The sequence below is a fragment of the Actinomyces sp. oral taxon 181 genome (assembly GCF_018370895.1).
Taxonomy (GTDB): domain Bacteria; phylum Actinomycetota; class Actinomycetes; order Actinomycetales; family Actinomycetaceae; genus Pauljensenia.
This window is the reverse complement of sequence record NZ_JAGYZL010000006.1, coordinates 1-26,551: the sequence shown is the minus strand read 5'-3', so window position 1 is coordinate 26,551 and position 26,551 is coordinate 1. Positions and strand designations below refer to the sequence as shown.

The 26,551-nt window shown below is 58.7% G+C and carries 17 protein-coding genes, 4 tRNA genes and 1 pseudogene; 9 read left to right on the top strand and 13 right to left on the bottom strand.

Features of this window, described 5'->3' with window-relative positions:
* Positions 1-3: 3 nt before the first annotated feature.
* The 5 genes from KHW85_RS04015 to KHW85_RS03995 form a co-directional block, all read right to left on the bottom strand.
* Positions 4-9,177 carry a type I polyketide synthase gene (locus tag KHW85_RS04015; RefSeq protein ID WP_291458894.1) on the bottom strand — a complete coding sequence of 3,058 codons (9,174 nt, stop codon included), beginning with the start codon at positions 9,175-9,177 and terminating at the stop codon, positions 4-6.
* 19 nt (positions 9,178-9,196) lie between these two features.
* Complete coding sequence (locus KHW85_RS04010) at positions 9,197-10,786, bottom strand: acyl-CoA carboxylase subunit beta (RefSeq protein ID WP_009407895.1); 1,590 nt, start codon at positions 10,784-10,786, stop codon at positions 9,197-9,199.
* Entirely contained in the window at positions 10,783-12,588 is a 1,806-nt protein-coding gene (locus tag KHW85_RS04005; protein WP_291458893.1) for a biotin carboxylase N-terminal domain-containing protein, read from the bottom strand. Before KHW85_RS04005 ends, KHW85_RS04010 begins: the two co-directional genes overlap by 4 nt.
* Positions 12,585-13,361: a biotin--[acetyl-CoA-carboxylase] ligase gene (locus KHW85_RS04000; protein ID WP_291458892.1), complete on the bottom strand. Its 777-nt coding sequence runs from the start codon at positions 13,359-13,361 to the stop codon at positions 12,585-12,587. The genes KHW85_RS04005 and KHW85_RS04000 overlap by 4 nt, the downstream gene beginning before the upstream one ends.
* A gap of 162 nt (positions 13,362-13,523) precedes the next feature.
* Positions 13,524-14,264, bottom strand: coding sequence for a TetR/AcrR family transcriptional regulator (locus KHW85_RS03995; protein WP_178704085.1), 741 nt, complete (start codon positions 14,262-14,264; stop codon positions 13,524-13,526).
* 133 nt (positions 14,265-14,397) lie between these two features.
* Here KHW85_RS03995 and KHW85_RS03990 point away from each other — a divergent pair, with 133 nt between their 5' ends.
* Positions 14,398-14,688 (top strand): hypothetical protein, encoded by a 291-nt coding sequence (locus KHW85_RS03990; protein WP_178704087.1) that lies wholly within the window; start codon positions 14,398-14,400, stop codon positions 14,686-14,688.
* A 162-nt stretch (positions 14,689-14,850) separates the two neighbouring features.
* Here KHW85_RS03990 and KHW85_RS03985 read toward each other — a convergent pair whose 3' ends face one another.
* From KHW85_RS03985 to KHW85_RS03970, 4 genes are all read right to left on the bottom strand, one after another.
* Positions 14,851-16,431: an Ig-like domain-containing protein gene (locus KHW85_RS03985; RefSeq protein WP_291458891.1), complete on the bottom strand. Its 1,581-nt coding sequence runs from the start codon at positions 16,429-16,431 to the stop codon at positions 14,851-14,853.
* Positions 16,432-16,749: 318 nt separating this feature from the next.
* Positions 16,750-16,825: transfer RNA gene (locus tag KHW85_RS03980), tRNA-Phe, on the bottom strand.
* Between the two features lie 28 nt (positions 16,826-16,853).
* A tRNA-Asp gene (locus tag KHW85_RS03975) sits at positions 16,854-16,927 on the bottom strand.
* Between the two features lie 61 nt (positions 16,928-16,988).
* Positions 16,989-17,061, bottom strand: a tRNA-Glu gene (locus KHW85_RS03970).
* Between the two features lie 218 nt (positions 17,062-17,279).
* Here KHW85_RS03970 and KHW85_RS03965 point away from each other — a divergent pair.
* Genes KHW85_RS03965 through KHW85_RS03950 form a run of 4 tightly spaced genes read left to right on the top strand, consistent with a single transcriptional unit; the run spans position 17,280 to position 21,473 of the window.
* Positions 17,280-19,130, top strand: coding sequence for a mechanosensitive ion channel family protein (locus KHW85_RS03965; RefSeq protein ID WP_291458890.1), 1,851 nt, complete (start codon positions 17,280-17,282; stop codon positions 19,128-19,130).
* A gap of 15 nt (positions 19,131-19,145) precedes the next feature.
* Positions 19,146-19,613 (top strand): peptide-methionine (R)-S-oxide reductase MsrB, encoded by a 468-nt coding sequence (gene msrB / locus KHW85_RS03960; protein ID WP_178705922.1) that lies wholly within the window; start codon positions 19,146-19,148, stop codon positions 19,611-19,613.
* 7 nt (positions 19,614-19,620) lie between these two features.
* Positions 19,621-20,538, top strand: coding sequence for an EamA family transporter (locus KHW85_RS03955; RefSeq protein WP_291458889.1), 918 nt, complete (start codon positions 19,621-19,623; stop codon positions 20,536-20,538).
* A complete protein-coding gene (locus tag KHW85_RS03950) occupies positions 20,535-21,473 on the top strand; it encodes an EamA family transporter (RefSeq protein ID WP_291458888.1) in 939 nt (312 codons plus the stop codon). The genes KHW85_RS03955 and KHW85_RS03950 overlap by 4 nt, the downstream gene beginning before the upstream one ends.
* A gap of 16 nt (positions 21,474-21,489) precedes the next feature.
* On the opposite strand, the gene KHW85_RS03945 is transcribed toward KHW85_RS03950, so the two are convergent.
* Positions 21,490-21,561: transfer RNA gene (locus KHW85_RS03945), tRNA-Lys, on the bottom strand.
* A 66-nt stretch (positions 21,562-21,627) separates the two neighbouring features.
* Here KHW85_RS03945 and KHW85_RS03940 point away from each other — a divergent pair.
* The 3 genes from KHW85_RS03940 (at position 21,628) to KHW85_RS03930 (ending at position 23,621) form a co-directional block, all read left to right on the top strand.
* Positions 21,628-22,266 (top strand): hypothetical protein, encoded by a 639-nt coding sequence (locus KHW85_RS03940; protein WP_291458887.1) that lies wholly within the window; start codon positions 21,628-21,630, stop codon positions 22,264-22,266.
* 59 nt (positions 22,267-22,325) lie between these two features.
* Positions 22,326-22,496: a hypothetical protein gene (locus tag KHW85_RS03935; protein ID WP_291458886.1), complete on the top strand. Its 171-nt coding sequence runs from the start codon at positions 22,326-22,328 to the stop codon at positions 22,494-22,496.
* Between the two features lie 96 nt (positions 22,497-22,592).
* Entirely contained in the window at positions 22,593-23,621 is a 1,029-nt protein-coding gene (locus KHW85_RS03930) for an NUDIX hydrolase (protein ID WP_291458885.1), read from the top strand.
* A 13-nt stretch (positions 23,622-23,634) separates the two neighbouring features.
* Here KHW85_RS03930 and KHW85_RS03925 read toward each other — a convergent pair whose 3' ends face one another.
* Genes KHW85_RS03925 through KHW85_RS03915 form a run of 3 tightly spaced genes read right to left on the bottom strand, consistent with a single transcriptional unit; the run spans position 23,635 to position 25,782 of the window.
* A complete protein-coding gene (locus KHW85_RS03925) occupies positions 23,635-24,072 on the bottom strand; it encodes a septum formation family protein (protein ID WP_291458884.1) in 438 nt (145 codons plus the stop codon).
* 12 nt (positions 24,073-24,084) lie between these two features.
* Positions 24,085-25,146 (bottom strand): inorganic phosphate transporter, encoded by a 1,062-nt coding sequence (locus tag KHW85_RS03920; protein ID WP_291458883.1) that lies wholly within the window; start codon positions 25,144-25,146, stop codon positions 24,085-24,087.
* Positions 25,147-25,149: 3 nt separating this feature from the next.
* Positions 25,150-25,782, bottom strand: coding sequence for a DUF47 family protein (locus KHW85_RS03915; protein WP_291458882.1), 633 nt, complete (start codon positions 25,780-25,782; stop codon positions 25,150-25,152).
* Between the two features lie 301 nt (positions 25,783-26,083).
* Here KHW85_RS03915 and KHW85_RS03910 point away from each other — a divergent pair.
* A pseudogene (locus KHW85_RS03910) lies at positions 26,084-26,551 on the top strand (phosphoenolpyruvate carboxykinase); the annotation flags it as partial.

Sequence of the window (26,551 nt, the reverse complement as noted above, 5' to 3'; positions counted from 1 at the left end):
TTCTCAGTTCTGAGCTTCCTGTGAATCCGAATCCGCCGATGCGTAGGTGCCATCTGCACCCAAGCGAGCGGAAGGATCCAGGAGCAGGGCAACTTCGGCCTCGTGAGTGTCGGTTGCCGGAAGGCGACGCCCCTCAATGGGAACGAAGAGCTCCGCGTGCCTGATCATTCCCTGCTCCAGGTGACGACGTCCCTCTTCCAGGCGCTTCTGGGCGCGTTCACGCCACTGAGCCAGAGCGGCCTCGCCACGCTCGGCACGCAGCGCAGCCTCAAAGGCAGCGGGGTGAACAAGGACGACCATCGCGGCGATGTGCCCAAAGCCCAGCGAGGTCAGGACACCGGCGCGGACGGGGGAAGCGGACATATCCAGCGGCTGACGCAGCCACAAGAGTGGCATCCACTGAGCCATTTCCGGATCCAAGCAATCCAGCGCGCGGTTTGCGGGCAGTTCCTGGCGGCGGAAGATATCGATCAAACCTGCCGCCTGGAAGAGCGCAGCACCACCCTTTGCGTGACCGGTCAGGGTCTTCTGCGACACGACATACAGCGGGTTGCCCGCTGAACGCCCAAGTGCGGCCGATAGACGCGAGTGAAGCTCGGCCTCGTTCGGGTCATTCGCACGAGTCGAGGTGTCGTGCTTGGAGACAACCGCAATATCGTCCGCGCTCAGTCCGAGGTCCTCAAGGGCACGGGCCAGTGCGGAATTGCGACCACCGCGTGCTGCCGCCAAGGCGCCGAGGCCGGGGGCGGGGATCGAGGTGTGCGCACCGTCTGCGAAGGAACGCGCGTAGGCGACAACCGCTTGGACCGGCAGGCCCAGATCCGCTGCAATATCGCCGCGGGTCACCAGCAGGGTGCCACCGCCAGCGGCCTCGAGGAAGCCCGCACGACGACGGTCCCCTGCGCGGGAGAAGTGGCGCGGAGTAATTCCACGTGCTTCAAGCGCGGCGGACTCAGCGGTCGCGTTCATGTTGCCAAAGCCGGTCAGCGATTCGACTGAGATATCGTCGATACCGCCGGCGACAACGAAGTCGGACTTGCCCAGACGGATCTTGTCGACGGCTTCCTCGATGGAAACCGCGGCAGTTGCGCAAGCACCCACCGAGTGGATCATCTGGCCGTAGCCACCGATGAAGGACTGCATGGTGTGTGCGGCCACGACATTGGGCAGGGCCTCTTGAAGGATGTCCTGCGGGCGATCCTCACCCAGGAAGCGCGAGAGGAAGACGTGACGCAGGGACTCCATGCCACCGATACCCGTGCCCTGTGTCGAGGACACATCGGCCGGGTGGACGGCTTGCAGGAGCTCAGCGGGGGAGAAGCCCGAAGAGATGAAGGCATCCACTGCGGTAACCAAGTTCCAGACAGCAATGCGGTCCAGGGCCTCGACCATGGAAGCGGGAATACCCCACTGAGCCGGATCGAAGTCTTCGGGGATCTGGCCGCCGACCGTACGGGTCAGAGTTGCACGCGCGGGGACCTGGACGGGGGATCCAGCGGACTTGGTGACATGCCACGTACCGTTTTCTTCCCAGATCGTCGTGTGCGAAGGATCTGCCAGGACGTAGTCTTCGGCTTCAGCCTTGGTGTCCACGGTGAAGGTCTGTTCGCTGGTCAAGAAGACCGTGCGAACGTCGTTTGAACCGCAATCGACCATGTTTGAATCGTCGTTGAAGCGACGGATACCCGAGCGGGCCACAACTTCATCGCGGAAACGATCGTAGATCTCGGCCTCGTCAACCGGTGCGCCAGAAGCGTCGTACCAGCCGGGCTGCGGGCTATCAGACCAGTTGATGAGCTTCATCATCCAGGCCATCTCGAGGACGCCGGCAGCGGTCAGATCAAAGTCCTGACCGAATTCGGCCTCTTCACGGGTACGTCCCGAACCCCAGGTACCGATCTCACCGGTGCCAACAATGACGATCTGATCGCGCAGTTGCGTGCGAGGAGTTGCCCACTCGATCGGCGCAGCCAGCGAAGGAACAACCGGGTTGGGCAGTGCCCGCAGGGTTGCTTGCTTCTCTGCCTGAGTTTCCTGTGCCGAGGCCGTAGCCTGCTCGCGTGCTTGGCGAGCCAGCGCGGGAAGGTCAAGTCCCGCCTCGGCCAAGCCGCCGGTCAGGTCGGCGTGAACAGGAGCCTGAGCGGCCTGCTCGCGGACCTCACGGGTGAGGAGCTGGGCGAGTTCGCCGGCGATTTCTTCGGTCGTGTAGACGTGCACGCCTGCCGCCTCAGCCGCGGGAACCAGGATGTCGTTTCCACCCATGAGGGAGGTTCCCTGAACCCAACCGATCAGCGGGTGAGCGATGCTCGTGCGCGTCGGCCAACCGGACTCGTGCTCCCACTTGGTCGCAATCGCGTCGAAGGCTGCCTTTGCTTCGCCGTATGCACCGTCGCCACCGAAGATTCCGCGGTTCGGCGAACCGGGGAGCAAGATGTGCGTGCGGTGGTTGGGAGCCGTGTCTGCACCCAAGCCGGAGAGCAGGTGGATTGCGCGTTCGACGCTCCACAGAAGCAGGCGTTCTTGGGCAAGAGCCCCCTGAGGATCCGAACCAACGGTCCCGGAAACGCGAGGCGCTGCGAAGGGAACGAAAAGATCGGGAAGAAGCGCGGGCTTGACGACCTCGGTCGTTGCTCCGTGCGTCTCGGTCTGTTCGCTACCAACCCAGGAGATCAGCGCGTCAACATCGCGGAAGGACGCCATGTTTGCGGGGACGATCCACAGGGTTGCGCCGATTGCGGCGTGTGTGCGGTACAGCTCCTTGGCGAATGCCAGTCGTGCATCGTTGACTCGCGATGAGGTCATGATGACGGTTGCGCCACCGGCAAGAAGCTCGCCTACGACTGCAGCCGCGATCGAGTGGGGAGCAGCGCCGGTCACAAGTGCGACATCTCCGGCGAAGCTGCCCTCAGCTGCCTCAAGAGCAGCCTGGGCGATGCGGGCGAAGTAGTCCTTGAGACCTGCATCCGAGGTGTTGGCGCTGTACCACTTCGCCAGTTCGCTCAGCGATTGTCCTGCACCGCGTAGACGCTCAGGCGCAAGGCTTTCAGCGGAAGCAGCACCAGCAAAGATACGGGCAAGGTCTTCGCGAGCAGTTGCCCAGCGATCGTCAAGGAGGACCGCGCGGCCTTCATCAAAGGCGGGGCGCACGGAGGCTTCCCAATTTGCCCCAAGCTCGGCCTCGACAGCCGCGATCAGAGCGGAGGAATCTTCGCTCTCCGCCACCGCGGGGGTAGTAGAGATACCCAAAACCTTGAGAATGTCGCGTGCTTGGTTAGCCAAGATGCCGCGCTCACCCAAAACGCGATCTTCCAGGTCGCGCAAAGCCGCAGAATCAACGACCTCGCCGCTGGCGCCGCCACCGGAGCTTGGACGCGAGAGAGTCAAGCCCTCGCGTGCTGCGATCAAAGCCAGAGCCTGATCGATGAGCGCCGAGGCGTCCTTCGCAGAGGAAACCGAGCCGGGCAGAGTCGAGAGGCTACCACCACGAATCGAGTCACCTTCACGGGTGCCCAGCAAGATTTCTGCGTTCACGCGTGCGGCCCACTGCTCGCTCAGGCCCCAATTGTCCTTGACGTAACCGGTCGTGAAGCTTGCGGGAAGGCCGGCAGAACCGAAGATCTTGCGTAGCTTGGAGTTGATTGCGTCGCTGAGGACCGGGCCAAAAGGCGTGTAGCTGGGAACCAGAGTGTCGATGGTTGCGAAGAGATCGCCCATCGATGCTTCGGCCGCGCCTTCGATGGTCGAGAGCGAGAGCTCAGCGGCCATGTCCATGAGCAGCTGGTTGCGCTTTGAAGACACGCCATTCGTCAGGGTTTCGACCGTGTCAGAGGCATCGATCTGCTCGGGGAGAAGCTTGTTCGAGAAGGCCAGAAGAACGCGGATAGCATCCGAGGCCGAGAGCGGGAGTTCCGGCATGGTTCCGCTTGCTGCAGCCGCGGGGGCTGTGGCCGGGGCCGCGGAAGGTGCTTCGACCGCGGGTGTGCTTGCTGCGGGGACTTCCGCTGCCGAGGCGTTGCTTTCGGGAGCAGCGGGAGCGGCCTCGTCGCTGGGCGCCGACGCGTCGGATTGTGCACGCTCGGGCTGAGCGACCGCGTCCTCGTTGCGGGCACGTGCGGCGTCGCGCTCGACGTTCAGCACATCGATATTCGTCTGCGCGAACTTAGGCTGCGAAAGCGTCCGCGAGGCCATGTTTGCCAGAGTCGGCGACGATGCCAAACCGATCTCAATCACGCGCTCAACGCCCAAGCCCTGCGGGGGAGCGCTGAAGAGCAGATCCTGAGTCTCAATCCAGCGAACCGGCGAAGCAAACTGCCACGAGAGGAGCTCGATGAGCAGGGTGCGTGCGGTTGCCTGCGGATGAGCGATCGCTTCATCCCAATTGTCGACGATCTTTTGAGTTGCCTCAGATGGAACAACGTCAAGGATCGACTGAGCAAAATCTCGAGTGAGCTCGAAGGGACGAGCAACCAAGTTCGGGATGTAGCGTCCTTCGAGAACCTCAAGGTTAATGTCCTGGGGAAGCAATGAATCGAGCTTGTCACGGAAGGCCGGGACTCCAGCGCGCAGGCGCGAGGAGTGGAAGGGAACGTCGATTCCGGGAATCATGATGAGCGCTCGGCGGCCACCGTGTTCGCGGGCACGCTGTGCGGTGTCCTCTTCCAAGGCCTTCAGGCCGGCGACCGTTCCGGCAACCGAGTACTGAGAACCAGCCAGGTTGTAGTTAACGATCTCCAAGAACTCGCCGGACTTTTCAGCAATCGAGGCCACGTAGTCGCGGACCTCTGCGTCGCCCATACCGAATTGGTTGGGGCGAAGAGCGCCCATTGCGTAGTTCGATCGACCCTGCGCGTCGCGCTCGACCAAGTGGTGCATGGCTGAACCGCGCTGGAACACGATTTCCAGAACCTGCTCGAGGGGGAAGATCCGTGCGTAGGCAGAGAGGGCGGTGTATTCGCCCAAAGAGTGTCCCGCGTAGAAGGAGTGATCCACAAGGGCGTTCTCCGCGCGGAGTTCCTCGGTCTGGTCGTAGGCCAAAGTCGCCAGAGCAACCTGGGTGAATTGCGTGAGGTTGAGGACGCCCTTGGGGTGGCGGAAGACCTCATCGCCGACGCGAAGTTCGGTCGGGTTTGTGCGAACAATGGCCTCGATGGAGAAGCCCAGAGCCTTGCGAGTATGCGCATCGGCCTGTGCCCACACCGCGCGAGCGGTTGAGCTCATGTGCTCCAGGCCCATCATCTTTCGCTGGATACCCTGACCGGGGTAGACATAAGCGGTGCGGGGTGCGCGAGTGAGTGCACGTGCGATGGAGACGACCTCATCGCCAATGCGGCATGTGGCCTCAAGGACCAATTCGCCACCGATACGACCCACGCGCTCAATGGTGATATCCACGATGTCCGAGAGCTGAACCATACCGAACATACGGTAGGACCAGGCTTCAATTTCGACTTCGGGCATGTCAACGGAACGAATGACACCCAGTCGATCAGGACTGTCAACCGGTTGAGTCGAGTGAGCGCACAGCAGGTGCTGAACGGTCGCAGACAGCCACATTCCGTGAACCAGCGGAGCTGCAAGACCGGAAAGACGTGCAGCAGCGTAGGAGGTGTGAATCGGGTTGAAGTCCCCGGAAACAATAGCGAAAGCCGTCATGTTTTCGGGAGCCTGAACGCGCACGTGACGCAGGAAGGAACGCGGTGTGTCCGTGTAGGAATCTGCGACCTCGGGTGCCGGTGCGGGCGGCTGGGTCGAGGCGATGCGGCCTCGGATAGCGAAACGCTCAACCAGGCGGGCGAAAACTGTGCCTTCAGCGCTCAACTCAAGTTCGACGCGCACCACGCGACCGGCCGAAGACTCAGCAAGCTCAGCGCAGCGTCCCACGACTTCGACGCGGGTTCCATAAGCGGGAAGCGGTGCATCGAAGAAGATTGAGTGGTCCAGGTGAACGGCATTGACCAGGCCTTCAATGACCGGGACTCCCTGGTACATTGCCGAGCCCAGTGCGGCGTAAATCGCGGGCCAGCAGGGGCCGACCAGGGCATCGGGAACTCCCGAGGCGAGCTGCGTCGACAGCGCGCCACCGGTCACCGCGCCGTGAGCGTAGCCCAGGTTTTCGGTGAAAGTGAAGGAGTCGCGAACCGTGCCAAAACCTTCGCCGGGGATGACAGCGGGCATCTTCTCAATGTGGTCGCCATTCACGGTCGTCGTGCCCACACCAGCGGCACCGGCAAGCAGATCGTAAGCGGTCACGGACAGGCGCGACATGTCAACAACCGGGTAAGCGCCGGTCATGCATGCGCTGGAGAGAAGAACGGGGATGTCGATGTACTCAACTGAGTGGTGAGAGCTATTCGGGGTCTGATCCCACATCGAATCGCAGTGGATGCGAATCGAGTAGCCGCCCTCATCGTGAAGGATTTCCGTGGCCTCGACCGAGGTGTAGGCCGGGTTGTCGACCAGGTTGCCCGCCCACTGGATGTGGGAGATTTCCCGCAGGAACGAGGCCGCGTCAGCTAGGTCGTGGAAACGAGACCAGACCTGGGGAACACGCGCGTCGTCTGTGGAGACAGCATCGACGACAGCCTGCTCGAAGCGGGCAAACATTTCACCGATGGGCTCATCAACGCGATCAATTCCAGCGACCGAACGCGGGCCGGGGATGATGCGGACTGCGTCTGCATCGAAACGTGCGTCTTGGGACTGCCACAGCGTGTCGGTTCCCCACCAGCGTGCAAGATCGCCGTCCAGAACGGGAACGAAAGGCATGGGCTTGTGGTGCTTGCGGCACAGGACCGGGAACCATGCGACATCGGCGGGAATCACGCGGGTGGTCTCGGCCTGAGGGTAGGCCTCGAGCAGGCGGGCCAAAGCGGCCTGTCCGTCTTCAAGATCATCGCGGCTTTCAAAAAGCGTGGGGATATCGCCGTGGTCGGCTGGGTTCAGACGGGACTCAATACGGTGGAAGAGATCCAGAGCGCGATCCGTCCAGGTCCAATCGGCCCAGGGGTAGGACAGGTCAATGACGCGGCGTGCCCAATCGGCGTAGGTCATCTCGGAGAGCTCACCGAAGTACGGCTTCGCAGTCTTGTTCATTGCCTCGATGAGTTCATCGCGGTGTGCGTCGATGGACTCCTGGTCGGGGCCGACCTCGTGAATCAGGCGCGAAGCGCGAGCAGAGGAGTTCTTGATCTCGTGCATGTCTGCGTTCAGGTGGGACAAACCGGAGGTCATACCTCCGCGGACCTGGCCGCTACCGACCCAGCCATCACCGCCGACGCCGGGGGTGTCCTTGAGCAGTTGCTTCACCTGAGGAGAAGTTTCGGCTTCCAGGGTTGCCATCGAGGCCGTACCCACCAGAACAGCATCGACGGGCATCGGTGCCGAACCCAGATCCACGGACCACTGTCCGGTGATGTAACGAGCAGCGTCTGCAGCCGAACCAATACCGCCGCCAACAGCAAGAACGAGGTTGGGTGTGCGACGGATTTGCGCGTAGGTAGCCAGAAGCAGATCATCGAGGTTTTCCCACGAGTGGTGGCCGCCAGAGTGGCCGTCTTCCACCTGAATAATCAGAGTTTGATCCGGGTTCGCCTGTGCGATACGAACGACCTGTTCGATCTGCTCGACGGTTCCGGGCTTCAGGCACAGGTACTCGAAGCCATCGGCGCGCAGCTGCGCGATCAACTCGCGCGCCTCGTCCAATTCGGGAATGCCGGCGGCGATTGTCACCGCGTCGATGGGAGCACCTGCGCGGCGTGCCTTGGGAACAATGCGGTTGACACCGAATTGCAGGTTCCACATGAAACGATCAAAGAACATCGTGTTGAATCCCGCGGTGCGTCCGGGTTCAAGGAGCTTTTGAAGCTCAAGACGGTGCTCGGTGAAGACCTCTTCGGAGTACTGGCCGCCACCGGCCATTTCCGCCCAGTGGCCAGCATTTGCGGCTGCGGCAACAATACGAGGCCCGACGGTCGTGGGAGTCATACCCGGAAGGATGATGGGTGATCGACCCGTCAAGCGGGTGAACGCCGTTGAAACCACGCGACGTCCGTCGGGAAGAGCAACAACCTTGGGAGCGAACTGTGACCAGTCTGCTGCCGCTTCGATTGACGAGCCTTCTTCATCCAGTTCGGTGCGGCGCGATGCAGTCGACGCATCCACGATCTGTGCGCCGGTTCCATCCAGAAGGTCCTGGGTCAGGCGAGTGAGCATATTCGACGGCCCAAGATCAACGAAGGTCTTCACGCCTTGGCCGAGGGCTGCGGAAATCGCTGCAGACCAGTCATCGCGCTCAACGAGGATTGCGCGGGCAACGCGCTCGGCCTCGGCGTCATCAATTCCGTGACCGGCTGCTGCCAGGCTGCGCGCCCACGAAACCACCTGCGCGACTGCTTCCTCCAACAGAGGCGAATGGAAGGGGGCGGAGACAGGCAGGAACTCGACGATTGCCTCAAGAGGAGTGCCACCGGTCAGGTGCTCTTCCAGCGCGCGGTTCGAGGCTGCAACCTGAGCCTCAAGCTGACGGCGGCAGGCTTCAAGATCACCGGGACGACCGGAAAGAACGACGGAACGCGGGCCGTTGACAACGGCCAGGGAAACGGGAGAACCCTCAACGGCCTCGGTAATCATCGAGGCCGGCAGTCCGCGAACGGAAAGCATCGGGGTTGCTTCGCCCAAGTTTGTCGCGCCCAAACGGATGCTGACCGATTGCGCAGCGGCACCGATGAGCACTGCGAGGGCCAGGACGTGGGTGAGGCGCTGGTCATCTCGGGCGATCCACGCGCGGGCAACCTCGGCGCCCAAGATGCCCTGGGAGTGACCGAGCAGCAGGGGAGAAGTCGTGTGGACATCCAACTGGGTTGCATCAAGATCTGCCAAAGCAGCCAGCTGGGCCAAGGTGATACCGGGGACGGAGACCGAGGCGGAACGATCCAGAGGAAGGTCCTGAGTGTTGCCGTCCAAAAGCGCGTTCAGGCGCTCCAAGGAACCGGGAGCGCTGGTCAGAAGCTCGCCGGCAACGGGAGCAAGAAGCTCACGCATCGCCTGGTAGTGCTTGCGCAGCAGTGCGGCGTGAGGGGGGAAGGAGAGGGAGGTTGAGAGAGCAGGGCGCCACGCGGACCCCTGTCCCGCAAAAGTCAGTGCGTAGGGAGTGGGGATTTCGGCAAAAAATGCAGTCATGATTAATCTACTTTCCTCATCACATAGGGGCGTTGTCGTGGACGCGCGGGGTCGTTACGGTGCGATCCTTTAGGTGAAGGACCGATAGGGCTCGGCAAATGTTCTGGCGGGTTGTGGAAGGCTCGATCAGTGCGTCGAGCTCTCCGTTTTTCAGAGAAAGATTCGGGTTCATCGCCTGGCGCTCATACATTTCCTGGTAGTGCGCACGCTGCTCGGCAACATCGCGCCCTTCCTTTCCGGCCGCGGCAAGCTGGCGACGGAAGACGATGTCCACCGCCCCTTCAGATCCCATCACGGCAATTTGAGAGGCCGGCCATGAGAAGTTAATGTCTGCGCCCAGCGACTTCGAGCCCATGACGATGTAGGCGCCGCCGAATGCCTTGCGCAAAATAACGGTGATCATGGGGACGGTTGCGGTCGCATAGGCGGTGATCAATTTGGCGCCACGGCGAATGATTCCCGCTCGTTCCTGTTCAGAACCGGGACGATACCCGGGGACGTCAACGAGGGTGATGATCGGGATTCCGAAGGCATCAAGGAATTGAACGAAGCGTGCAGCCTTTTCAGAGGCGTTCACATCCAGAGTTCCCGCATCGATGCTGGGCTGGTTGGCAACAATTCCAACCGGTCGTCCTTCAAAGCAGGCGAAGCCAACAATGATGGAAGGAGAGAACAGGGGCTGAACCTCAAGGAACTCCCCGTGATCGACAAGCGCTTCAATGACCTCGACCATGTCGTAGTCCTGCTTGGGGGATTCCGGAACCAGGGATGCGACCTCACGTGCGCGTTCTTCGGTGCCATCGTTTTCGAAGAGATAGCGCGGAGGCTTCTTATCGCAGTTCTGCGGCAGGTAGGACAGCAGAGTGCGCGCGTAATCCAGGGCCTCATGCTCATCTTCGGCAAGGAAGTGCGCAACGCCCGACACCGAGTTGTGCAGGTCGCCGCCACCGAGGTCTTCAGAGGAAATCTCCTCGCCGGTCGCAGCCTTCACAACGGAAGGGCCGGTGACAAACATGTACGAGGAGTTCTTCGTCATGATGATGAAGTCGGTGAGTGCCGGCCCGTAGACCGCGCCACCTGCGCAGGGGCCCAAAATTACCGAAATCTGGGGGACGACTCCCGAGGCCTCGGTGGTCTTGCGGAAAATTCGACCGTATTGTGCAAGCGCGGTGACGCCTTCTTGGATGCGAGCGCCGCCCGAATCCAAAAGCGCAATGATCGGAATTCGCATGGAGAGCGCGCGATCCATGAGGAGAAGGATCTTATCGCCTTCAACCTTGCCCAGTGTGCCGCCGCGGATCGAGAAGTCCTGGGCGTAAACGGCGACAGGCCGGCCATCCAGCGTGCCGATACCCGTGATGACGGCAGAACCGAGCTCACCGGCCTCGATGTCGCCGCCGGCGTAGCGATTGAGCTCACTGAAGGAGCCCTCATCAAGCAGGTAGTCCAAGCGCTCGCGGGCGGTTTGGCGTCCGCGAGCATGCTGTGCCTTGCGTGCTTTTTCTTCCGCCGCTTCCAAGATGCTGTGCGTGCGATCGTAGAAGTTTCGGCGGCTGATGGCTTCGTGCTCTTCGGCCTCGTCGATTCGCTTGGCGCTCGATGGGGTCATGCTTCCTCCTTAATGCTCACCAAGACGTCTCCTGCTTTGACGGTGTCGCCCGCGCAGACGTGAATCGCCGAGATCGTTCCCGAGCAACCTGCGTTCAGGGCCTTTTCCATCTTCATGGACTCAATGACTGCAACCAGTTCGCCCTCTTCGACCTCTTGGCCTTCTTCTACGGCGATGCGGATGACAGTTGCTTGGATGGGGGAGGTGACGTTCGGGCCCTCGTCGTTTGCGCCGGTGCGTGGACGCAGCGAGCGTCGCAGTGGCTGACGAGGCCGGAGTGCGCGTCCCCCCGATTCGCCCCCGGCAGCGCTCAGAAGTTCCGCGGGAAGGCTCAGCGTTGTGCGCTTTCCGTCAATTTCGATGACGAAGGAGCGCAGTGCGTGCGCTTCGTTTCCTTCTTCCGAGGCCTCGCGTGAGCTGTGCGTACCACCTGCAGTCGAGAGCTCGCGCGCAACTTCTTCGAGAACTCCTTCGCGTTCCAACCACTGGGTGTAGACACCCAAGCTGTCGCTTTCTTCACTTCGAAATTCGGCAGTTGCGAGGATATGAGCGAGTAGGGGAGCGGAGGTCGGTAGGCCTTCGACGCGAAACTCATCCAGCGCGCGCTGAAGACGAATAATTGCCTGAATACGCGTCGGTGCGTGAACGGTGATTTTTGCAATGAGAGAGTCGAAATCGGTTCCGATTTCTTCACCGGGACGGATGAAGGAATCGACACGGACTCCGGGGCCGCCGGGCCACTGGATTGTGCTCAAACGACCGGTTGCTGGCATTAGTTCTTGAGCGGGATCTTCACTGGTGACTCGCACTTCGATCGCATGACCGCGAGTAGAGGGGATCTCGCTGAGTGGAAGACCTTGAGCAATTCGAATCTGTTCGCGAACCAGATCGATTCCGGTGACCTCTTCGGAAACCGTGTGTTCGACTTGCAGGCGAGGGTTGACTTCCAGGAAATAAGCGTTGCCGTCTTCGACCAAGAACTCACAGGTACCGACACCCACGTACTGGACCGCGTCGAAGAGTGCGCGGGAGTACTTCTCAAGTGCCGCGTGGAGTTCTTCGGAGATAAAAGGAGCAGGTGCTTCTTCAACAACCTTCTGGTTGCGACGCTGGACCGAGCAGTCTCGCGTTGAAACGACTGCGAAAGTTCCGAAAGAATCGCGAGCGCATTGGGTTTCGACGTGACGACCGTGAGAAATGAATTTCTCCATGAAGCACAGCGTCAACGTCGAAGGATCGATCAGGTTCGTGTAGAAATCACGAACATCGGAGTCGGAATTCATGCGAGTGATTCCGCGCCCACCGCCGCCATCGGCACGCTTGATGAGGACCGGGTAGCCAATAGACTGTGCAAGCTCAAGTGCATCCTCGACGCTGCTTCCTTCCAAGGAACGACCGGCGATCGTTGGGACCTTGCACGAATCAGCCAGTTCGCGGGCTCGAATCTTGTCACCCAAGGCTTCGATGGCCTCAGCGGAAGGACCGATCCACACCAGGCCGGCTTCTGCGACGCGCGAGGCGAAATCGGCATTCTCGGAAAGGAAACCGTATCCGGGGTGGATTGCTCGCGCGCCCGACTTTGCGGCGGCCTCGAGAATCGCTTCCGGCTTCAGGTAGGTCTCAGCAGCGCTCTTCCCACCCAGGCTGTAGGCAGAAGTAGCGAGCTCGCAAGCCAAGGTATCCCGATCGGCCTCAGCGTAGACAGCGACCGAATCCAAACCCATTTCGCGAAGCGTGCGAATGACGCGAACCGCGATTTCACCTCGGTTCGCAACCAGAACGGGAGAAAGGGCAATCGTCATGACTGGTGTCCTTCCACTAGTGGGGTGGGGGAAATTTCCCCCGTGGTGACGGTCAGAATTTCGCCTTCCGTGGAGCGACAAATCAGGTGTGCGTGCTCATCGATGCTGATTGGAGTCGCGGTGAAGCGAATACCTCCGGGAAGGTGCAGTGGACATTGCGTACCGAAGATGCGCATGTGTGAGCTGTACTCTTCGCGCCAGGATTCAGGTGCGCCGGGGAGCGTGAAGAGCTGATCGAGATTCATGCGCAGTTCGCGGATCAATGATTCGCGTTCCTCGCTGCTCAGTGTGGTGTCGAAGCTTGCGGCGAAGTCACGAACCTCAGCCGGTAGGGCGCCGATGTTGACCCCAATGCCGATGATCACGCGGTGGGTGTCATCTCTTGTGTCGAGGTGTTCGCAAAGTATTCCAGCGGCTTTACGTCCGTTGATGAGCAGATCGTTTGGCCACTTGAGTGAAAGTGCGTCCTCACCGCTTGCAGTCTCATCGAGCCCTGTAGTGCGGATCGTGCGCAGGAGTGCGACACCGGCCAGCGCGGTCAGCCATTCTAATTCGCTTTCCGAGGCCTCAACCATGAGAGAGAAAGTCAGTGCCTCATCGGAAGAGAGCCAGACGCGTCCATCGCGTCCGCGCCCCTTGTTCTGGCGGCTTGCCCATAGCGCTATTCCCGAAGGCGCAGTTGAGCCCTCGCCGAGCACGACGCGGGCAAGGTGAGTGTTCGTTGAGTCAACTTCGTCGTAGTGAAGGACAGGTGCTTCTTGATCAATCTGCATTACACCCATCGTTCAATTTGCCGCATGAGCGGACAAATACAGGGGTGCATATTGTGAGTACCGCGCCTGAAACTCGGATAAAGTGCTATGAGTTTTTGGCGTGATTCTGCGATTCTTGAAGTTTCCTTCGAAAACGCTTGAAGGCGATACCGATGTGTATTTTCAGTCGATTTCGCGCGAGCAGGCGTAGAGCAGGACCAGGACGACTTCGAGAATTGATCGGGTTGCCGGGCTGGCCTGTGAGGCTGTGTGGGCAGGTGGGACCGGTGGGTGATCTTCACGAGGCGTCGGCGCGGGGTAGCCGGAGTTTGCGGCAGTACTGTGCTTACTTCGGTACTTGCGAATAGATTGACGCCACCCTGCAAGTCCTGCGGCACGTATGACGACACCGATGACGCTTTGGGTCAGCGCATCAATGGGAACCGTGAGTTCACGCCCGGCGGCCGTCAGGATTGTCTGCAGAACCGAACCGAGTTGATCCGCAAATTGACGGTTGAGGTCCAGCAGTCGCATACCCCACTCGGGGTCGCGGATTGAACGCATGAGCATCTCGGAGTGGAGGATGTAGAGTCCTTCGTCAATGTGGATTGCGTCCAAGGCTTCGTAGAGCAGGTTTTCCATGAGGAGGTGACGATCCCCCTCACCTCCCTGCGATGCGGGGGTTTGAGCGTTCTCCCACAGAAGGACGCGTTCACGCAGGCGTTGGATCAGGTCGGCGTATTCGCCTTCAGCCAAGATTCCCAGCAGTGAGTCTTTAGAGGAAAAATTTGAGTAGAAGGCGCCGCGGGTAAAACCAGCGACTGCGCAGATGTGCTCAAGCGATGTGGCTTCAATGCCTTCGGTGATGATGATGTGTCGAGTTGCTGCAAGGAGACGGTCCTGGGTTTCGGCTCGTTTTCCCATATGTAACCGCCTTTTCCTACCGACACCGAGTGGAACATGCATGGGCGAAGGCGATGCGTCTTCAGTGACATGTTCGTTTAGAGCTGAGGGTTCTATTGTCTCACGACCATCGTGCCCAGTGTAGGGTGAATGCATGATTGGTGGACTTCTTACGCTACTGGGCAACCTGATTCTGATCGTTGTCATCGGTGTTGCACTGATTTCAGCTGCCTTCATTTTCTTTGTCCGTCGCGCGATGCGTCGCGGGATGGGTCAAGGTGCGCCTTCGCGTTATGGATCCCCGCGACCGGGTGTGCGCGTTGTTGACAGCACTGTGGTTGAGGAGCCTTCGACCAGTGATTCTGGGAAAACTGCTCCTCGCGCGGCTGATATTCCAGATTCTGCGGAAGTTCAGATCATTGAGGTTACGACCCGCGAAGACTGATCACCACCGCTAGATGCGGTTATGACAGGGTGGGGGCCAGACGCTGCGCGTCTGGCCCCCACCCTGTTGTGCATGGAGTCGATTGCGTGTCGACCAATCAGGCTGTGCCTTTGTGGCCCTATGTGTGGGCTCTCAGGTCACAAACGTGATCGACTCTTGATCTCAATCCTGTTCGCGACGAGTGCGAGCGACGAGCACCCCACCGGCAATTGCCGCACTCAGTGCAGCTGCTGCGGCGAGAGTTGCATCGGTGCCGGTCGAGGCAAGAGAACGATTCGCTTCCTTGGGTGAAGGAGCCGCGGGCGGCACATCCTGCTGTGGTGCCGGCGGAAGCGGAGGGTTGCTTGTCTCGGGCGCTACCGGAGGAGTCGTACTGCTTGTTGAGGCCGAAGGTTGAGGAGTCGTTGTTGAAACCTTGGGAGTCGGCGCAGTTGTCGTCGGGGTGGGTTTTGGAGTGGTGGTGCTGGGGGTCGGCTCCGGAGTGGCCACAGTCGTTGTTGGGGTGGGCACCGGGGTTGTCGTACTGGGGGTTGGTGCCGGAGTGGTTGTGCTCGGGGTTGGCGCCGGGGTCGTTGTGCTGGGGGTTGGCGCCGGAGTGGTTGTGCTGGGGGTTGGTGCCGGAGTGGTTGTGCTGGGGGTTGGCGCCGGAGTGGTTGTGCTGGGGGTTGGCGCCGGAGTGGTTGTGCTGGGGGTTGGCGCCGGTGTTGTCGTGCTCGGGGTAGGTTGCGGAGTCGTTGTGCTCGGGGTGGGGCGAGGCAATGAGGGGTTGTCGTCGGTGGAACCACCACCATCGGCCGTGATTACCGCTTTTCCGACCAATGCAACAGCGTTGACAGAGGCGTTGTTAGTGAAGGTCGCAGACTTACCGACCATCGCCGGGTTCTTGATCTTGGTGTTATAGGAGATCGAATAGATTGCGTTTCCGTTGCCCTTCGGCCAAGTCGCGGTGAAACCGCTGCCGTCGGCTTTCTTCGTGACGGTGAAGGTGCCGCCGTTCAGAGCGTCGCCATTCGATACCGTTGTGGAATCGCCCAATGGGAAGTCATCTCCGTTAGCCCACACTGACATTGAGGGCTCGTTGGCTAGGGTGTAGCCACCATTGTCATTCGTGAAGGTGTCGTCAACAGTGATGGTCTCGACTGAGATTCCCGACTCCACGACGTTGATCGACCAGTTAATCAACGAAGGATCATCGGAGTCGACTGTTCCGCCCTTGTTGTGTTTGGTGGTTTTTCCGATATTGGTATCGCCAATTCCGGTCCCGTCACCGGGGAGCGGAACAGAAACAGCCTTGCCATCAATCAAGAAGGACACAGCGCCAGCAGTGGTCTTTGCAGCTGCGCTCATCTTTGCCCAACCTGAACCGGTGATGTTTTGGTGGGAGTTTGCGTAGTCTGTGAAGGTACAGGTAATAACCGCTCCGGGTTCAGGTGCGGGAGCAGAGCAATTGACAGCGACCTGACCATCAGGGGCGATCATGTCGAATTGAAGTTGTGTGCCGGTCGAAGCGAAGGTATTGAGCTCCGGGGGTGCTTGGATGGTGAAAGTGTCTCCCTGGCGGATCGCCTTCCCAGTTCCGTCGATGGTGAAGTCAACCTGCATCATGGTGCCAACGCCAAGCTTCGTTGAGGAGCTGACTCCAGAGAGTTTGACATCCTTGACGATGTCGTTGACGGTTGCGGCCTGTGACACGCCTTGAGAAACGACGAAATAGGCCAATGCGAGGAAACATGCGAGGAGCATTGAAAGCCCCGAAATCGCTGATCTTGTAAGAGTTTGAACGCGTATCGACACCTGAAAATCTCCTGATTGATTTGTGTGGGATAACTAAATGCTAGTCAGTTCAGCGATGAATTCACAAATATCTGGGATGGTCTAAAAGTTCTCAGGTGGCTTTCTCGGTGCATCATTCTGGTTGACCATGTTGTCAACTAGCGTTGTCGTGCGGGTATCGTTGCAGGTCAAAAGTGGTTTGTGCTTTGAGTTGTGAAGTTTGGGGGAGGTGGTGTGATTCTGGTCGCAGTAGATACAACAAAACCCTCGCGGTGCGAGGGTTTTATCTGGTGGCTCCGACCGGCGTCGATCCGGTGACCTTTCGATTTTCAGTCGAACGCTCTACCAACTGAGCTACAGAGCCAGGACCGAAACCTACTGGCCTGGTCTTGCGACCCCGACGGGACTTGAACCCGCGACCTCCGCCGTGACAGGGCGGCGCGCTAACCAACTGCGCTACGGGGCCTCACAATAGGTGAAGCCTATTGAAATTTTCTTCACTGTCGACACGAGCGACTTCGAAGAAGTACCCCCAACGGGATTCGAACCCGTGTCGCCGCCGTGAAAGGGCGGTGTCCTAGGCCTCTAGACGATGGGGGCCACTGTCGGCCACCGGTCTGGCGTCCGAGGACGAAGAGAATATTAGGCAGAAGCGAGGCGTTAAAGCAAAAAGAATGGCAGTGATGACCGTCACATGTCTATTTTTCCTTGATATTCTGGGACTCATGATGCTGCCCATCGATTCAAGGCTCAGGCGATTCTCAATGATCGCGCCTAGGCTTGAGGGAGTACAAAATGAGTGATTCAAGGACGGTTTTATGATTTTCAGTGCCGATGATCCGACACCTTCGCCTTCGCCAACGGGTGTTGCACAGGCCGCTGTTCAAAATGCGCTGGACTTGGCATCGCTGATCTTCGGCGCCGCAGTTGGTCTGGTTATCGCCTTCGTTGTCGCGCTGGTGATCGCCCTTTTGACGCGTCCAATTGCCCGTCGCTCGCGCTATTTTGCAGCAGTTACCAAACGCGTCCGGACCTCGTACTACATCACTGCGATGGCTTGGGGTGCGTGGGCTGGCCTGCAATTCATGCTGGTCAACACCACTTTGTCAGATTGGTCCAATGGCGGAATGGTGGGTTTTATCTCCCATGTTCTGCTCATTATTGGCATTTTGACGATGACCTGGATGGTCTACGACAGCGCGTGGATCTTCGAAGACGCGGCACGAATCCGCCAGGAAAAAGACGGAGGGGTTTCCCGTAAGTTTGAAACCCAAGCGCAGGTCATCCGTCGTCTCCTACAGGCTCTGGTTATCCTTCTCGGTGTTTGCGCAGCCCTCTTTACTTTTGACGCTGCGCGTCAGGCAATGGCAACCGTTCTGGCCTCTGCCGGTATCATTTCGGTGATCGCCGGTCTTGCAGCTCAGCAGACCTTGGGAAATGTTTTTGCCGGTATTCAATTGGCTTTCACGGATGCAATTCGCGTGGGCGATGTGGTCGTTGTCGGTAAGGACAATGCCTCGGGCAAGGTTGAAGAGATCACTCTTTCTTACGTTGTTGTTCGGCTCCCAGACGAACGCCGGCTTATCGTTCCCTCGACCTACTTCACGTCCAACACCTTCGAAAACTGGACGCGTCGCGCGGCAACCCAGCTGGGTAATGTCGAACTCAAGCTCGACTGGGCGGCGCCTTTAACTCTGATCCGCAGTCACGTTCAAAAGCTTCTTCTTGCAACTGATTTGTGGGATGGGCGTTCGTGGGCCGTTCAGGTTGCTGACTCGAATGAAACGACAATAACCGTTCGCATTGTTGTCTCTGCCAAGGACTCCGGAGCGCTGTGGGACCTGCGCTGCTACCTACGTGAAAACATGATTCGTTGGGTTGTTGATGAGGATCCTGCGATCCGTCCTCATACGCGTGTTCAGTCCTTGGAGGTTGAGAAAGTCACGCAGGATACCTCTCGCGAGGCCGTCGCCCGACTGGCGAAGGAACTGTCGGGTATTGCCGCCGATACGACGGGTGACCCCAACTTGCATCCGGTTTCGCCGGTAGGAAAGCCCACTCAGGCCTCGCCTGTTTCTTCTCAGGGCAAGACAGAAGAAAAGGCTGATTCGGACCCCCTCGATGACGCCGTGCATTCTGTGCGGCTCTTGGCAGCCCGACAGAAAGCCAAGCGCGCGCGCAGGAGGGCAATGGCCCAGCGTCAGCGTGAACTTGCTGATACGGGGAAGGTCACAGCGGTGGCCTCGGCCAATGACGCGCAGACCCAGGTTTTTTCGCAGACTATGCTGCATTCTTTGGTTGCCGAGCAACTAGCCGCAAAGGTTGCCGAGGCCAACGCACGTCTAGGTAAGAATCACCTTGGTGGGGGATCAACCGCGCTGTTGCCTCAGGCTCAGGCGGACGGTGACAAGGTGCAGGCCTCGGCCCCGCAGGCACATTCCGGTCACGCTCATATGGATGCGACTGTTGTTCGCGGGGAGCGCCTCTTCTCGGGGTCTCCCGATGCCGATGAGCGCAATCAGATTTACGCCGGTCCAGGTGACGATGTCCTGGCAGAACGTGAAGCTACGGCAAAACGTCACGAAGAAAAAACAACTCATTTGAACAGTGGACCTCGAGTGCCCGAGGATGCAGTGCGTCCGCAGCGCAGCGATGTTCAACAAGACTGAATTGAGGAAAACAAGATGAAGATCATTCGAACCCGTGATCGTGCAACGCAGCTCGAACACCTTGCGCAGGCACAACAGTCGGCACCCAGCGTGAATTACAGTGACGACGAGTGGCGTGAGCGGCTTACTCCCCAGCAGTACTTGGTTCTTCGTCAAGCCGGTACTGAGGCGCCATGGACAGGTGAGCTGCTGGATGAACACCGCTCGGGTACCTATCTGTGTGCGGCATGTGGTGCTCAGCTTTTCCCCTCGTCAACGAAGTTTGAATCGCATTGCGGGTGGCCGAGTTTCTATGAAGCGCTGCCCGGTGCAGTTAACTATTTCGAGGATATTTCCCACGGAATGCGCCGTATCGAGGTGCGCTGTGCAAGCTGTGATTCTCACCTAGGGCATATTTTTGATGACGCACCGAATCAGCCGACGGGAAATCGTTTTTGTATGAATTCCGTGTGTCTACAGTTTGTCCCTGACCCTGTGGCATAGTGGGGGAGTGCTATCCCATCTTCGTGCGCTTCTTTCACGCGTTCCCGCGCCCATTCTGATTGTTGGTGCTGCGCTTAGTGCGTATAGCGGTGCGGCCGTTGCGGTCCTGATTTTTGGGTCTGTCCAGCCCAGTGCTGTGGCATGGATGCGTGTTTTCATCGCCGGGATGATCTTGTGTGCGTGGCGACGCCCCTGGCGTGTGGGCCTGAGCGTTAAGGATCTTGTTGAGTCCGCTTGCTTCGGCTTGGCGTTGATCACCATGAACATCACGTTCTTTGAGTCGATCGCATATTTGCCCCTAGGCCCAGCCGTCTCCATGGAGTTCATTGGGCCGGTTGCAGTCGCAGTGATTCGTGGCCGAGGCTGGCTTCCGCGCCTTGCCGCATTCCTTGCCTTGGCGGGGGTCGTTGCTATTGGCGGGCTTGGCCTCGACACCAATGATCCAGGTTTTATTCCCGGGCTGAAATGGGCGGGCTTGAGTGCTGTCGCGTGGGCGGTCTATATCCTTTTGGGGCAGCGTGTGGCATCGAAACGCTCGGGAATTACCAATGTTGCGGTCGGTTGTGCGCTCAGTGGGCTGATACTTTCACCTTTCATGGCTCAGCCAGCCTTACCTGCGCTCACTCAACCATGGTTGCTTGGGATTGTCGTGCTTGTTGCGGTCCTATCCAGCATCATTCCTTGCTCCTTTGAAGCCCTTGCCATGCACAGGATCTCGGCGGCAGATTTTTCGCTGTTCACTGCGCTTTCTCCGGCCTCGTCGCTGCTGATGGGTGTGATCATCCTTTGGCAGATTCCTACACCGTGGCAGATTCTGGGGCTTGTTCTCATTTCGGTCGCTGTTGGAATTGCTTCAAAAGATTCCTCGAAGGAAGATGAGTTTCTTGCCGAAGAAGTGCGTGAACTACTCGGAGGAGGGTCGTGAACAGCCGATCATTAGTGGGAATAGCAAACCGCATTCCCGCACAGATATTGATCGTTACCTCGGCTCTCATTCAATACAGCGGAGCTGCCGTCGCAGTTTTTGCCTTCTCTGTCGTTGAACCGGCCTCGGTTGCTTGGTGGCGCGGTTTCGTTGGTGCATTGGTGCTGTGCGCGTGGGTTCGTCCTTGGCGAGGCCTCGACCGCGCAACCCTCAAGGGAGCCTTTTATTTCGCTATCGCTCTGGTCTGCATGAATTCGTGCTTTTACGAGGCCATCTCCCGCATTCCTTTGGGGGCGACAGTATCCCTGGAATTTCTTGGTCCCGTGGCGGTTGCGGTGTTCCGAGGCCGCGGATGGGCACCGCGAATTGCCGCATTTTTTGCGTTGTGCGGAGTTTTCGCCATTGGTGGTCTTGGCCTGGATTTAAGCGATCCGCAAACGCTTCCGGGATTGGCCTGGGTGATGGGGGCTGCGGCCTCGTGGGCAGGATATATCGTTCTCGGGCAAAAGGCTGCGTCTTCAAGCTCCGCGATGACTAATCTTTCGCTGGGTTGTGCGTTCAGCGCCTTGATCTCTGCGCCAATTCTGGCCCCGGGGGCAATGGTTGCATTCAGTGATCGAAAGGTTTTAGTCGCGGTCATTGCCTTGGCATTCTTGTCAACGGTTTTCCCATACAGCCTTGAAGCCATGGCGATGAAGCGGGTTTCTGCAGCGACTTTTGCCTTGTTCACAGCGCTTCTTCCCGCCACCTCGGCCTTGATCGGCGCGGTACTTTTGCGTCAGATTCCTACCCTGTGGCAATTGGTTGGTCTGGTGTGCATTTCAATTGCCGTGGGGATTGCCTCGATGGCTGGGCGCGCACATCCCGATGTCAATGGGAAAGAAACATTCGTGGAATCTGCTGGGGTTCAGGGCACAGAAGAAACAGAAAACTAGAAAAGTGCAAAAGAAGTAGGCCCAGGGGGACTCGAACCCCCAACCCACGGATTAAAAGTCCGCTGCTCTACCATTGAGCTATAGGCCCGCGGGTACTCCCGCTGTGTGGCCCATCGGGTGGACCAACCCCACCATCTTACTGGTAGGAGAGCAAATGGGCGAACCGCAACGCATCCCAAGGCGTCCGGCGATCTTGGACTACGCGCAAACAGAGGCAATTATTGGTGCGCCAGATGTTGCGGATTCTTCTGTTCTTGCTCACTCAACTGCGTGGGCGCTGCTGGGTGTGGGAGATGAAGATTTTGATGCCGAGGCCTTGCGTCGCCTTCGCGAGCTGCTCTCTACCGGTGGAGTTCCTCTAGTTGCCGAGCTGTGGTCGCAGAGCCCTGATTTCACTCTTCCTGGCGCGCTGTGGCGCGTGTACTTGTTCAGAGAGTGGTTCCACCGTGACCCGCTCACGGTTGCTGATCTGTACATCTTGGGATTGCATGCAGAGCAGATCCCTGGACTCGAAGAGCCTATTCATGCGCGTCCTTTGGAAGATGTTGTCCATGACGCGGACGCGCTTCTGTCCGGAAAAAAACGTGATGATGATCTGGAAGACATCTTTACTGAGCTTGCACATGCGATGCGCATTGTTGCTGCGGGCGATCCCAGAGTAGGAAGACAGTGGATCGATGATCCGCATGATGCTTTGGCGTACGGAGTGACGATGCGTGCGCGAGCACTGGTCATGACCGCTCAAGAACTCGAAGGTGCTGCCTCCCGAGCGCGCATCGGGGAGTTGGACTGAATTTTAGCGGCCCTCGGAGCCAATCGAAGGCGTGACCTACAACCACGGTGACCTTCTCAATGAGGAGGTCCTCCGCAGCGTTGTCGATGGTGCGGATGTCGTCGTTGGTGCGTTTCCGCCTCGGTGGTGATGTTCTGCTCACTGATGAGAATGGGGTTTCCGATATCTCTGGAGCGGACTTTGCCCAGGCCTTTGTCGATGAGATCGAAACGCCCACTCATACGGGATAGCGTTTCACTGTCGCCTACTAAATCACCAATCTGAGAAGAGCGCGGGCGCGGGTTTTAAGCCCGCACCCACGCTCACTCTAGGTTAGGGTTAATAACGTGACACCCAGCCCTCAGCCCATGCCCCCGATGCGCCTTATTCGTGCAGGCGGCGCCCTTGTATGGCGCTTACGCCACCCGGGTCGTGAGATTCTCCCAGGAGATGTGCTTGACGAGGCTGAGATCGAAGTTCTGCTAGTCCATCGCCCGCAGTATCACGATTGGTCGTGGCCGAAAGGCAAGATTGAGGGACGAGAGACCATTCCCGTCGCGGCTGTGCGTGAGGTCGAAGAAGAAACCGGTCACGTGATCAGCCTCGGTGCTCCACTAACGACTCAGCGCTACCGCCTCGGCTCAGGGCAGACCAAGGAGGTCCGCTACTGGGTGGGAACCCTCATGGAAGACAATCCTCATTCTGATTATGGCCTCGTCCACCTGCGTAAGCCGGTCCACCGTGCCCCTACGCGGGAAATTGACCAGGCGCGATGGATGTCTCCTTCGCGCGCCCAGGATCTTCTTACTCGTCGCGGAGATCGTCGTCTGCTCAATGAACTTCTCATGCGAGGCCGAAGTGGTGAGCTTGTGACTACTCCTTTGGCCATGTTGCCCCATGCGCGTGCGCTTCCACCCCAGCATTGGGAGGGCGATGACGACGCGCGTCCTCTGTCGCGTACCGGGGTCCGCGAGGCACTTGAACTGGTAGACCTGCTGTCTGCATACGGGGTTCGTCGAGCGATGGCGACTTCTTCCGCGCGGACTCGGCAGACGCTGGGGCCTTGGGCTGCGCTCGCGGGAGTATCAATCGATACTCTTCCCTCACGCGATGGTACCGATTCTGCCTCTGATGAGGCTTTGGTGCATGCGCTTTTGGCGGACGGTCAGCCGCGAGTGCTGTGTACACCACGTACGATGCTTCCGGGACTTTTTGATGTCTTCCGTCAATTCACGCCTTCGGGCGTTCGGATGAATTTCCCGCTTGACGCCAGGGAGCTATCGGCATCTGAGATGGTTATTTTGCACACTCTTCCGGAGGGGAACCGGGTGCGTGTAGTCGACGTTGAACGTCACGCACCTAGAGTCGCAGAGTAGCCGCTAGCTAGCGCTAGTACGCCGAATCTCGAACAGAACCGCGAAGAGTTTGGTCGCCGTTCGCAGCGGCAAGACATACAATCTGTCGGTCGCCCCGCTCCCATGACTCTCGGCTAGGCGTCATCCAAATGAGGTCAAGGGCTGAATCTTCGACACCGCTTCCTACGTAGGGCGTGAAGTCTTTTTCGCACTCGCGCCGCGCTTCTGACTCAAGTTGCGCGGCCTCGGGGAATTCTGATCCCCCAACGGTGGGGAGGGCAAAAACCTCAGCCTGGTGAGGACGGGAGCAGGAAATAGTTTCTAAAGAATACGCGCTGGTTGAGGTTGGAATCTGAACGCAGGCCCCGACGGAAAGCCGCATAACAGAAGAAAAACCACACCCGCTGAGTGTGCTTGCCCCAAAGAAAAGGGCAAGCACACCGCAGCAGGTGCGAATGAATGATGCTTTCACTGAATTGGGGCCTCAGACTCCAACGATCAGTGCGCAGACCCAATAGACAACCGCAGAAACTGCGGCAGCTGCGGGGAGGGTCAAGAACCAGGCGGTCACGATCGATCCCGCGACACCCCAACGCACTGCTGAGAAACGTTTCGTACACCCAACGCCCATGATCGAGGTTGAAACAACCTGAGTTGTTGAGATCGGAGCGTGGACGACGTAAGAGCACAGGTAGAGGATTGAGGATGACACGGCCTCGGAAACGAAACCGCGGGCGGGATCGAGGTCGATGATCTTACGACCGATGGTTCGCATAATCCGGCCACCGCCGGCCATAGTGCCCAGGGAGATTGCAAGTGCTCCTGAGATCTTGACCCACATGGGGACGGTCATATCTCCGGTGACGGGGTCGTAGATCTGGTGGGCCTCGCCGTAGCCACCGGCTAGAAGAGCCATGACAATGATGCCCATGGTCTTCTGCGCATCTTGGATACCGTGGCCAAGAGCCATAGCGGCCGAAGAGAAGCGCTGGGCGGCACGGAAACGGCGCATCGTGTGGTGGTATTGCGCGTGACGAAGCAGGAAAAGCACGATGCGCATGACGATATAGCCGACGAAGAAGCCGATGATGGGGGAAGCGAACATTGGGATGATGACTGACTTGACGATTCCCCACCAATAGACGGCGGTGCCGCTCATCAAGCCGGCGCCGACCATACCGCCAATTAACGCGTGCGAAGAAGAAGAAGGAAGCCCAAACCACCATGTGATCAGGTTCCAGATACAGGCACCGAGAAGTGCAGCAAGAATGATGACGAGGCCCTTTTGCTGCATTTCTACCTGGGCAGATTCAGCATATGGAGAGATGGAAATAATCCCCTCGCCAATGGTCTTTGCAACCGCAGTTCCCATCATGGCACCGAGAACATTCATGCCTGCGGCCATCAAGAGAGCCGCGCGGGGAGTCCATGCCTTAGTGGAAACGGAGGTTGCAATCGCGTTCGCAGCGTCATGGAAGCCGTTGGTGTAGCTGAAGAACAGTGCAACGGCAATGACGACGCACACTAGGATCAGGTTAAGATCCACGGCTCAGGATTCCTTCAGTGCAAGGGCTTCGATGACATTGGCTAGATCTTCGAAGGCATCTGCGCATGACTCAAGGCTCTGAATGACGTCCTTGAGCTTGATGACCGTGATGGGGTCAAGACCGGAGTCGAAAAGTGTCGTGAGAGTGCGGCGGTACGCCAAGTCACCCTCATTTTCGAGGCGGTTGATCTCAATCCAGTAATCGCGCAGGTCCACGGGAGACTTGAGCGCCGGAATGTTCTTAGCCGTCAGCTCTGCACAATGAACGATGACTGCGATCTGCTCATCAAGCAGGTGTGCAATCTGCTCGGGGATGCCTGCAATGCCGTAGACGACCAGCATGTCGCCGGCTTCGTCAATGAAGTCCATGCAGTCATCCAAGTGGGATGCAAGAGACTGAAGGTCTTCGCGGTCGAAAGGGGTGATGAAGGATGAGTTAATCCGTTGGAAGATTTCGTGGTTGAGCTCGTCGCCCTGGTGTTCGACGCCATGAAGCTGGTCGCGAAGTGCGATTCGCTCTTCGGGGGAAGCGGCGTAGATATGCGAAAGAATTTCAACTCCCTCGACAAGCTTATTTGCTTGCTGGGTGAAGAATTCGAAGAAGTTCGGGCCCTGCGTTCTGCTTCGGATCCCCATAATGTCCCTCCGATTGTGTTGAGACTGCCTCAAGGCAATCGTCATCCATTACACACTGGATATTCAAGTTCACTTTAGGGTGAATCTCCTGTTGAAGAATGTGTCTATTGCCACACCTGTATGAATGGTCGATATATTGCCGGAAACTCAAGGAAATGTGGCCACAGTTGACGGAATTGTCAGATTTAAATGGAAAGAGGGACTTTGCGCCCGCGCAAATACCGGTGGGGTAGAGCATGATTAAGAACGTAGATCGGGGCGTGACCACGTCCCAGAATCACCGAGTGCCTCAGGAGGCAAAATGTCCGTGACTGAACAGGATGTGCGCGCAGCCGCTCCGGCGAACGCTCCCGAAGACGTCATCAAGTGGGCTGCTGAGATTGCAGCGCTGACCACCCCTGATCGCGTGGAGTTCGCTGATGGCTCCCAGGAAGAGTGGGATCGTCTGACCTCTGAAATGGTCAAGAGTGGCATGCTCACCAAGCTGAACGAAGAGAAGCGTCCCAACTGCTTCCTTGCTCGCTCGAAGCCCTCCGATGTTGCGCGTGTTGAATCGCGTACCTTCATCTGCTGTGAGAAGGAAGAGGACGCAGGTCCGACCAACCACTGGGCAGACCCCAAGGAAATGAAGGCAACCCTGCACGAGAAGTTCACGGGTGCCATGAAGGGCCGCACCATGTACGTGGTTCCCTTCTCCATGGGTCCCCTGGGTGGCCCCATCTCCCAGCTCGGCGTTGAGATCACCGACTCTCCTTACGTTGTTGTGTCC

Bases quoted from the DNA above. Each gene is read 5' to 3' on its own strand.
- KHW85_RS03965 (WP_291458890.1), top strand. From the start codon at position 17,280: ATGATTTTCAGTGCCGATGATCCGACACCTTCGCCTTCGCCAACGGGT.
- KHW85_RS03940 (WP_291458887.1), top strand. From the start codon at position 21,628: ATGGGCGAACCGCAACGCATCCCAAGGCGTCCGGCGATCTTGGACTAC.
- KHW85_RS03915 (WP_291458882.1), bottom strand. From the start codon at position 25,782: ATGGGGATCCGAAGCAGAACGCAGGGCCCGAACTTCTTCGAATTCTTC.
- KHW85_RS03990 (WP_178704087.1), top strand. From the start codon at position 14,398: ATGATTGGTGGACTTCTTACGCTACTGGGCAACCTGATTCTGATCGTT.
- KHW85_RS03995 (WP_178704085.1), bottom strand. From the start codon at position 14,264: ATGGGAAAACGAGCCGAAACCCAGGACCGTCTCCTTGCAGCAACTCGA.
- msrB (WP_178705922.1), top strand. From the start codon at position 19,146: ATGAAGATCATTCGAACCCGTGATCGTGCAACGCAGCTCGAACACCTT.
- KHW85_RS03985 (WP_291458891.1), bottom strand. From the start codon at position 16,431: ATGCTCCTCGCATGTTTCCTCGCATTGGCCTATTTCGTCGTTTCTCAA.
- KHW85_RS04010 (WP_009407895.1), bottom strand. From the start codon at position 10,786: ATGACCCCATCGAGCGCCAAGCGAATCGACGAGGCCGAAGAGCACGAA.
- KHW85_RS04015 (WP_291458894.1), bottom strand. From the start codon at position 9,177: ATGACTGCATTTTTTGCCGAAATCCCCACTCCCTACGCACTGACTTTT.
- KHW85_RS04005 (WP_291458893.1), bottom strand. From the start codon at position 12,588: ATGACGATTGCCCTTTCTCCCGTTCTGGTTGCGAACCGAGGTGAAATC.
- KHW85_RS04000 (WP_291458892.1), bottom strand. From the start codon at position 13,361: ATGCAGATTGATCAAGAAGCACCTGTCCTTCACTACGACGAAGTTGAC.
- KHW85_RS03935 (WP_291458886.1), top strand. From the start codon at position 22,326: ATGAGGAGGTCCTCCGCAGCGTTGTCGATGGTGCGGATGTCGTCGTTG.